This window comes from Nostoc sp. NMS4 (genome assembly GCF_017115095.1).
GTDB lineage: Bacteria > Cyanobacteriota > Cyanobacteriia > Cyanobacteriales > Nostocaceae > Nostoc.
Genome location: NZ_JABXKI010000066.1, coordinates 1 through 8,431, shown reverse-complemented (window position 1 = coordinate 8,431; position 8,431 = coordinate 1). Strand labels below are relative to the sequence as shown.

Genomic DNA, 8,431 nt, shown 5'->3' with positions numbered 1-8,431 from the left:
GGATAATTAGAAAACTGAATTTCAATGATAATGCCAGCTTTGGCAAAATCAACCTCTGTACCCAAAAATCTGTAAGCTAGGGGAATAGGTATATTTGATTGCCAACCATCATGAATAAAGGCAGCTTTGATATATTCGTTCGTACCTACTGGATCGAATATTGCATTACCCTGAATTCCAGCTTGATCTGAACCTTTGATGTGCAAAGGCATTCTAGTAAGAGTAGTACTAATCTCATGCCATTCGTTCTGATATTGGGTATTAATAATTGTATCTGCGGCGTTAAAGTCAACATACTGAATAATGATTATTAATTCTCCTTTTGGTATTTCAGCAGTTCTTCGATAAAAGCAAGCGGATCGATTTCAAGGACTTGGGCAACTTGTAAAAATTCAATCACGTCAAGACGACGCTCTCCACGTTCATACTTTGATACATAAGATTGTGGAAGCTCTAGCTTTGCCGACAACTCTGTTTGAGTAAGCTTTGCAGCTTTGCGGGCTTCGATAAGTAGCTGGCGAAACCGATTGTAATCTTCGCTGAAAACTGATTTAGGCACTTTAGCTTGCCTTTTTTTCTGGCGATGGTTTATTCCATCTTGATGAGAGTTATTACATATTGCTAAACTCAGTTAAATTCTAAAACCTAATATAGGATAAACCCAAAATAGGTTTTAAAAAGCTACTATGAAGACACCATCTGCTTAGGGGTTGGCGTAGCCTCTCCAAGAGTTGCCCGTCATAGACTAGACATCGCACCCCTACTTCTTTAACTGCCCAGACGCACAGCAACTTTTCGTCAGATATCGCTGTAAACTGAAGGCGTAACTCAAACTTGCGGCTATCCCCATGAAGTCCTTACAAGACTACACTACCGTTATCCGTCCCGATAACAATGGTACGTTTGTCGCATATATACCAGCGATTTCCGGTTGTCACGCTTGGGGACAAACGCCAGATGAAGCCCGTGCTGAACTTGTTTATGTTTTTGAAATGATTCAGGAAGAATACAAAGAACAAGGACGTTCTCTACCTGAAGACGTTGAATTGGTAATTGCAAATGCCAGCTAAAGCCAGTGAATTAGAACGTGTGGCACGGAAACTCGGTTTTGAAAAAGTGCGACAGAAAGGCAGTCATGCTCGTTGGCAACATCCAGATGGACGAGCAACCACAATTTCAATTCATGCATTTTATGAAATTCTAAAGCAGTTGGGTATTATAGAGGAACATTTTAACCAACTGTGATAAATACTGTGTACTAGTATTGCAAAGCCGCATTTTACTTATTTATTTTCCAGCGATCGCTTCATAAATAATAATAACTATCCACATGAATCTACAATTAGAATTGCCATTTCAGGAATTTTCTTCTTGCACTTCCAAATCCTTGGACAGTTCATCTACATTCATTAATAATATGAAACTGCCAGTTCATCGCTGGTTTAGATTTAGTGCAGGTTTCTCTGCACAATGGGTAGAAACTATAATTACCCAAGCTAAAGAACGAGGAGAAACTACTGTCTTAGATCCATTCTCTGGTTCTGGTACAACCTTACTCGCATCTGAAAAGCTTGGAGTTGAATGTTTGGGAATTGAGGCTCATCCCTTTGTTGTGCGTATAGCAAGAGCTAAACTTTTATATCAAACTGACGCTGATGCTTATCTTGAACATATAGAAAAAGTTATAAAATGTGCCGAAAATGTTCAGCCCTGTGTAGATACATACCCGAAACTGATTCATGAATGCTTTAGTATATCTTCACTTGAGTCTTTAGATAGATTGCGCCAATCTTGGGAAAAACTTGCTGATGATTCATCTGAATCTCAGTTAGTTTGGTTAACACTTATATCAATTCTTCGTCATGTTTCTCATGCTGGAACTGCACCTTGGCAGTACATTTTACCAAATAAAAAGAAACAATATTCTTTAGATGCAATGTCTGCTTTTGGGCTAATGGCAGAGAGTATAGCTACAGATATGAGAATTGCCGGAAAAATGGCGGCTTCTATTGCTACACTTATTCAATCTGATGCTCGGACTTGCCAGGGTGTACCTGATAATTTCGCAAACTTAGTAATCACTTCACCACCCTATGCTAACAACTATGACTATGCAGATGCTACACGTCTAGAAATGTGTTTTATGAAAGAAATTTCCGGTTGGGGTGATTTACAAAGTGCGGTGAGGCAATACTTAATTCGTTCATGTTCGCAGCACGTAACCAATAAGAATGTAAACATCGATGAAGTTCTAGCATCTCATGAACTATATCCAATCAAAGCTAGTATTATCGAAATCTGTCACAAATTGTCCCAAGAACGACATTTACATGGAGGTAAAAAGAATTATCATTTGATGATTGCTTGCTATTTTTTGGATATGGCTAGAGTTTGGATAGCACTTCGCAGAGTATGCAAAAATCCTGCAACAGTTTGCTTTATGATTGGCGACTCTGCTCCCTATGGTGTTTATATTCCGGTGATTGAATGGATGGGTTTATTAGCACAAGCAGCAGGGTTTGAATCTTTTCATTTTGAAAAAGTTCGTGACCGAAATGTGAAGTGGAAAAATCGCAAGCATAGAGTTCCTCTTTGCGAAGGTTGTTTGTGGGTTTACGGATAGGGTAATCACAACCCAAATTATTTTTGCACAAATGTAATGGCAGAGTCGTTTTCACATAAATGGGGTCAGATTTTAGGGCATTTCATCCAAGAATTTATTCGTGAGACACTTCAACAAGTGGCTGATGAGCATGGTTTTTACTTAGACTCTCAGAGAAAGCGCAAGGCACGAATCACTAAAAAGGTATCATGGCAAGATCGCTACGGTAACTATCATGACCTTGACTATGTACTGGAACGAGGAGGTACAGAAGATACTCTTGGTCTTCCAGTAGCATTTATTGAGACTGCGTGGCGGCGTTACACCAAGCATTCTAAAAACAAAGTTCAAGAAATTGAAGGAGCGCTTATTCCTTTGGCAGACACCTATAGTCACCTTAACCCATTTTTAGGAGCTATTCTAGCAGGTGTGTTTACTCAAGGAGCGCTTGATCAATTAGAATCTAAGGGCTTTAAAATTCTTTATCTTAAGTATGAAAACATCGTTAAATCATTTACATCTAGTTGGTATAAATGCATCTTTCAATGAAAGTACGTTAGAAGCAGACTTTCAAAATAAGATTGAGCAATGGAAAAAATTATCAGCGCCGGATATTACTAACATCAAAAATCAAATGCTAAGTCTTGAAAAATTCCACATAGATAAATTTATTAATACCTTAGAGCAGTCATTTGCTAGACTAGTCCAACAGGTAAATATCATTGTATTACATGGGCTATCTCAACAAACTGCCAGTGTCGAAAATGCTATTGAATATATTAACAACTATCCAGATAATCAACCTACATTAGCTCCACCATTAAAATACGAGATTGATATTCGTTATAATAATGGTGACTTAATTCACGCCATATTTAACAATAAAATTGAAGCACTCAAATTTCTAAGAACATTTATTTAAAGTGCTAATTAAATAATTCGTAATGGGCTACGCTAACGTAATTCGTAATTCGTAATTCGTAATTAAGTGATAATGAACGTTGCACCTGCCATTGTAATATTAGGTCAAAATAGCGTGACAGTAGCACGCAAAATAATCAGTGTTCTACCAGGAGCGACGCTATACGGTCTAGAGGGTCGCACGTCTGGGGTTGATGTCAGCTTCACGAATTTTGGCGAGACGATGCGCGATTTATTTGCTCAGGGAACACCCCTGATTGGCATTTGTGCCGCAGGTATTTTGATTAGAACTCTAGCGCCGATGCTCTCTGACAAACAACAGGAACCACCAGTGCTTGCTGTAGCTGAAGATGGTAGTGCTGTTGTTCCTCTTTTAGGCGGACTTGGTGGGGTAAACGATTTAGCGCGTCGCATTGCCGAAGCGTTGGATGTCAAACCAGCAATTACGACCACAGGGTATTTACGTTTAGGCACAACGTTGTTATCTCCTCCCCCTGGATACCATTTAGCGAACCCAGATGACGCAAAGAAATTTATCTCAGATGTGCTAGCTGGGGCACAAGTTAAGCTCGAAGGAATAGCACCTTGGTTGAGCGATAGTAAACTGCCTATAGACCCAAAGGGAGATTTGACTATCCAAGTTACAGAACGTTTGGTAACTCCCAGAGCCAACTGCCTTGTGTACCACCCAGCAACGATCGCAATCGCAATCGCAATTAGTGACATCATTATTGATGATGCAGTCGTTTTAGTACACAAGCTACTAGCTGATGCCGGACTTGCATCTGCATCAGTCGCCGGCATATTTGCACCCATCGCCACCGCCGCCGATCCAGCAATCCATGCGGTAGCTAGCGCCTTGAAAGTACCCGCCCGCTTTTTTACCCCAAATCAGCTAGAAAGTCTACTTTCACAAGGTTATAGCCCCGCCCAAGCCGCAGCGATCGCCGCCACAGGTACATCTCCCTTATCTTCCCCTTTTCCTAACATTGTGATCGCTATTGCCCCCCAACCAATTGACCCCAACACCATCGGTCAACCACGCGGACGGTTAGCGATTATTGGCACTGGCCCTGGTGGTTCGCAATGGATGTCTCCCGAAGTGAAGGAGATACTCAAGTCGGCAACCGACCTCGTGGGTTATAAAACTTATTTAGATTTAGTTGGTTCTCTGGCTGATGGCAAGGAACGGCATGAGTCCGACAACCGGGAAGAAGAAGCACGGGCAACTCTTGCACTTGATTTGGCCGCATCTGGGCGATATGTAGCTGTCGTTTCATCTGGCGATCCCGGTATCTATGCAATGGCAACAGCAGTTTTTGAGGTATGCGATCGCTATCCTAAACCCGAATGGGACAGTATCGACATTCATGTAGCCCCAGGCATCTCTGCTATGCAAGCCGCCGCCGCCGCCATTGGTGCGCCCCTTGGACATGACTTCTGTGCAATTTCCCTTTCTGATATCTTGAAACCTTGGTCTGCGATCGCCCAACGAATTACGGCTGCTGCTGAAGCTGATTTCGTCATTGCTTTTTACAATCCTGTTTCCAAAGAGCGTACTTGGCAACTGGCAGAAGCGAGAAATATTTTGCTGCAACATCGAACACCAGATACACCAGTAGTATTAGCCCGGAATCTCGGTCGGCCAGGACAAACTGTAAGAGCGATCGCCCTTGAGCAATTAACGCCAGCAAGCGCTGATATGCGGACAATTATTCTGGTTGGTTCCACAAAAACTCGAACCATCAAGGGCAGGAATGGTAATATCTGGGTTTATACGCCGCGTCGCTATACCAAATCCCCAGAGAGTTAAGCAAATCATCGGACATGGTAATATCTACTTAGTACCTATCAGGAAATTACCGTTAGGGTTAAAAGTAGTTCTGTACCAATCGCGATCGGGGATTGAAATAATTCAGATATGACTACTGACAATACACTTATCAATAAACGGATTCGGCTAAGAATTCCTAAAGATTATCACCAGGAACCTGTCATTTCTCGCCTGGTGTCTGACTATGGACTGACTGTAAATATCACGGCAGCCATTTTGGGAGCCAATGCTGTTGGAGATGGTTGGTTTGACCTTGAATTACAAGGAACAGATGCACAAATTCAAAGCGGATTAACCTATCTCCGCGACTTGGAATTGGAAGTCTGGGATGATACTAAAGCAAGCGATTGGTAAGGGTTATAGTACTCTTAGCAATTGGTTGTAGGTTGTCTACAAAAGGGTATACCAAGTCCCGTTATTATTTTGATGCAAAATACGGTATTTTTTCTCAAGAAATTCTAGCATTTTTGGGAATTTTTCTTTGATAGTGGGCTGCTGAATATAATCAACAAAGATATAAGGAGGTTTTGATAAATCTAACTCCTTTAAAAGTTTTGTCCATTGCTCAGGCAGAAAATATTCAAGCGCCCAACCACGTAATGATGTCGCCTGAGTGCGATCGCAGAAGTAGTAAATAGATGGATCGCCAGCTACATAAATCTTACCTGGAAGACTTTCTGGTTGGGAGATAAATTCAGCCTCGGAACGAAGAGATGAATATTTATCTCTAAAAAAAGTTTGATATTTAAATCGTGTATCTTCAGTTAAAGCAAAGTTGTTATTCACCAGAACAACACTCTTTTTTATCAGAGTGTGCGATAAAGGTAAGAAAAACAAAAATATCAGTAGAATTGTCGTAAATGGGGAACTCAGTTTTTTTAAAGACTCCCATAAAACATCTAATCCTTTGGTCGCTAAAATACCTAAAGGTACAAACAATACTAAATAATGATATTCCCAAAATGCCCCGCGTTGTAGAACAATCACACCCCAACCAAAAATACACCAAATAACAAGTAGCAATGTCAATATATTCTTAGACTTTCGCAATGATACATCTATTGCAACAGTAGCGGCTAAAATTAGAGGGTAAAAACTATTTAAGAACCATTTTATTCCGGCAAAAAGCCCACTTGGGTCAAATTGGGAATTAGCAACAATTCGGGGTGGATATAAAAAGAATGTCTCATACAAAATTGGTAAACTATTAAACCAGGCAAAATAGCTCACAACAAATAAAATAGGAAATATAATCCCCATAAAAAGCGGAATAAATATTTCTACAAAAACTTTTGCAATTGGCTGCCGTTTGATTAGCACAGAAAATATCAAAAGAGTTAACCAAAACGAAATTAATATTAGTAGAAAGATTAACTTAAATATGAGGACAATTCCACCAATAAAACCTGAGAATAGAAGTAGAAAAAATCTTTGCTTTCCTTCACATTTAAAAGATTGATAAGTCAGCCAAATACAAATGAATAAAGGAAAACTAATTAGTGCTTCTACTTGAGTAAGATGCCAAGGCTGTGAAACAGTATAGTAAACGCCAACTGTTAATAAAGGTACTAGACTTGCGATTATCGAATGCCGAAAATAGCTTTTAAGACTCAGCAACAATACTATAGACAGAAACACCATGTAAATAAGTTCAAAGAGATGGATACCAATCTCATTAAAACCAAATAAAGTTCCCGCTAAAAAGTAAAAGCAAAAAATCCCCGGTTGCTTCACATCCCAAAAATCACGATAGAGTACCTTTCCTTGTTGCATCTCCAAAGCACCTAGCCTAAAAAATGCTTGATCTCCGTCAAATGGAAAAGGTAAATGTATAAGACCAATAATCACAATCCCAATCAAAACTAGAAAGTCGATTTTATTTAATTTAGTAATATTAATCATTAAACTTTATAATCAAAAATTAAGTGACTATCCTATACTTGTTAATATCCTAACAGGGTAAATAACAAGACAATTTTAGGATATGAACTTAAAGTTTAAAGTTTCTGCATAGGCGTAGCCCGCCGTAGGCATCGCACCAGCACTGACCCGTCAGTTTATTAAAAATTAGCTTAACACCAAAAATATTTAAACTGCTTAAGTTCTACCTAGTTGCGCGTGGATTGTTGAAACTCTGTAACACATACTTTAAACAAAAAATCAACCGTACTAGTCGCAAAATAATCTAAATAGAATCAGTATAATTTACGTGAATTTGCTCATTGTTTTTTTGTAGTCTTTGTGAGAATCTCCTTTACATAACAATTTAATTCATTAACTCGATAGACTTACCGTAGTTTAATAAAAGCCAAAAATTGCGTAGGCGTAGCCCTTCGTAGGCATCGTTATTAGGAATTAATCTGATGTCTCAGAGTAAATCTGTAGAACCTGCTTCAGTTTACAGTCGAATTCTCGTGCCTCAACGGTATAACAGACAACCTGTAATTTCTCGACTGGTATCTCGTTATGGTTTAACCGTCAATATTAAAGCTGCATCCCTGACATCCGACAATGACAGCGATGGCTGGTTTGATTTGGAACTTTCAGGAAATCCTCAAAAACTGACAAATAGTCTATCTTACCTGCAAGGATTGGGAGTGAATTTGCTGCAACTAGCGATCGCTAACCAGATTCAACCCAACCAGCACCCTCTAGCTTTCCCAAATCCAGTTAGTAAACTGAGTCCCAAAGATTCTGCATGGCTGACAAATCAATGGCAAGAACAATTCCAGCAATGGATTTCTCTGGGACAAACCAATCGATTACGTTTGCAACTGTGCATTTTAAAATCCTATTACGAAGAACCGGTGATTTCCGAATTAGTTTCTCGTTATGGACTAACAGTCAATATTACCAGTGCTATACTTCAACCCGATATGCAAGATGACGGCTGGTTTGACTTGGATTTGTGGGGAAGATCAAAGCAACTCTACTCTAGCCTAAGTTATTTAGAAAAACTGGGACTACCGATTTGGCTAGATTTGTCTAGCGTTTATAGCGATCGCTAAGGGAATAATTGGTAATGACGCTCGCGGACTCGCTACCGCTACGCTAACGTAATTCGTAATGACGCT

General features: G+C 39.7%; 11 protein-coding genes. 8 read left to right on the top strand and 3 right to left on the bottom strand.

The annotated features are described in order from the left end of the window. A partial coding sequence (locus HWQ37_RS03295) for a BglII/BstYI family type II restriction endonuclease (protein WP_465249662.1) occupies positions 1-266 on the bottom strand: 266 nt, incomplete at its 3' end. 44 nt (positions 267-310) lie between these two features. After that, entirely contained in the window at positions 311-559 is a 249-nt protein-coding gene (locus HWQ37_RS03290; RefSeq protein ID WP_292743711.1) for a helix-turn-helix domain-containing protein, read from the bottom strand. A gap of 289 nt (positions 560-848) precedes the next feature. Here HWQ37_RS03290 and HWQ37_RS03285 point away from each other — a divergent pair, with 289 nt between their 5' ends. The 7 genes from HWQ37_RS03285 (at position 849) to HWQ37_RS03255 (ending at position 5,711) form a co-directional block, all read left to right on the top strand. Then, entirely contained in the window at positions 849-1,070 is a 222-nt protein-coding gene (locus tag HWQ37_RS03285) for a type II toxin-antitoxin system HicB family antitoxin (protein WP_292743709.1), read from the top strand. Next, a complete protein-coding gene (locus HWQ37_RS03280) occupies positions 1,060-1,245 on the top strand; it encodes a type II toxin-antitoxin system HicA family toxin (protein WP_292743706.1) in 186 nt (61 codons plus the stop codon). Before HWQ37_RS03285 ends, HWQ37_RS03280 begins: the two co-directional genes overlap by 11 nt. A gap of 172 nt (positions 1,246-1,417) precedes the next feature. Beyond that, positions 1,418-2,623: a DNA methyltransferase gene (locus tag HWQ37_RS03275; protein ID WP_292743703.1), complete on the top strand. Its 1,206-nt coding sequence runs from the start codon at positions 1,418-1,420 to the stop codon at positions 2,621-2,623. 36 nt (positions 2,624-2,659) lie between these two features. Further along, positions 2,660-3,151, top strand: a complete 492-nt coding sequence (locus tag HWQ37_RS03270) for a hypothetical protein (protein WP_292743700.1) — start codon at positions 2,660-2,662, stop codon at positions 3,149-3,151. Between the two features lie 85 nt (positions 3,152-3,236). After that, complete coding sequence (locus tag HWQ37_RS03265; protein ID WP_292743697.1) at positions 3,237-3,524, top strand: hypothetical protein; 288 nt, start codon at positions 3,237-3,239, stop codon at positions 3,522-3,524. Positions 3,525-3,596: 72 nt separating this feature from the next. Next, positions 3,597-5,336, top strand: a complete 1,740-nt coding sequence (gene cobJ / locus HWQ37_RS03260; protein WP_292743694.1) for a precorrin-3B C(17)-methyltransferase — start codon at positions 3,597-3,599, stop codon at positions 5,334-5,336. A 108-nt stretch (positions 5,337-5,444) separates the two neighbouring features. After that, on the top strand, positions 5,445-5,711 hold the full coding sequence (locus tag HWQ37_RS03255; RefSeq protein ID WP_292743692.1) for an NIL domain-containing protein: 267 nt from the start codon (positions 5,445-5,447) through the stop codon (positions 5,709-5,711). 36 nt (positions 5,712-5,747) lie between these two features. On the opposite strand, the gene HWQ37_RS03250 is transcribed toward HWQ37_RS03255, so the two are convergent. Continuing rightward, positions 5,748-7,259: a hypothetical protein gene (locus tag HWQ37_RS03250; protein WP_292743689.1), complete on the bottom strand. Its 1,512-nt coding sequence runs from the start codon at positions 7,257-7,259 to the stop codon at positions 5,748-5,750. Positions 7,260-7,720: 461 nt separating this feature from the next. On the opposite strand from HWQ37_RS03250, the gene HWQ37_RS03245 reads away from it, so the two are divergent. Then, positions 7,721-8,365 (top strand): NIL domain-containing protein, encoded by a 645-nt coding sequence (locus HWQ37_RS03245; protein ID WP_292743686.1) that lies wholly within the window; start codon positions 7,721-7,723, stop codon positions 8,363-8,365. Positions 8,366-8,431 lie beyond the last annotated feature (66 nt).

What these genes read in the sequence shown, in the direction of transcription:
- HWQ37_RS03285 (WP_292743709.1), top strand. Translation starts at nt 849, where the DNA reads ATGAAGTCCTTACAAGACTACACTACCGTTATCCGTCCCGATAACAAT.
- HWQ37_RS03280 (WP_292743706.1), top strand. Translation starts at nt 1,060, where the DNA reads ATGCCAGCTAAAGCCAGTGAATTAGAACGTGTGGCACGGAAACTCGGT.
- HWQ37_RS03275 (WP_292743703.1), top strand. Translation starts at nt 1,418, where the DNA reads ATGAAACTGCCAGTTCATCGCTGGTTTAGATTTAGTGCAGGTTTCTCT.
- HWQ37_RS03270 (WP_292743700.1), top strand. Translation starts at nt 2,660, where the DNA reads ATGGCAGAGTCGTTTTCACATAAATGGGGTCAGATTTTAGGGCATTTC.
- HWQ37_RS03265 (WP_292743697.1), top strand. Translation starts at nt 3,237, where the DNA reads ATGCTAAGTCTTGAAAAATTCCACATAGATAAATTTATTAATACCTTA.
- cobJ (WP_292743694.1), top strand. Translation starts at nt 3,597, where the DNA reads ATGAACGTTGCACCTGCCATTGTAATATTAGGTCAAAATAGCGTGACA.
- HWQ37_RS03255 (WP_292743692.1), top strand. Translation starts at nt 5,445, where the DNA reads ATGACTACTGACAATACACTTATCAATAAACGGATTCGGCTAAGAATT.
- HWQ37_RS03250 (WP_292743689.1), bottom strand. Translation starts at nt 7,259, where the DNA reads ATGATTAATATTACTAAATTAAATAAAATCGACTTTCTAGTTTTGATT.
- HWQ37_RS03245 (WP_292743686.1), top strand. Translation starts at nt 7,721, where the DNA reads ATGTCTCAGAGTAAATCTGTAGAACCTGCTTCAGTTTACAGTCGAATT.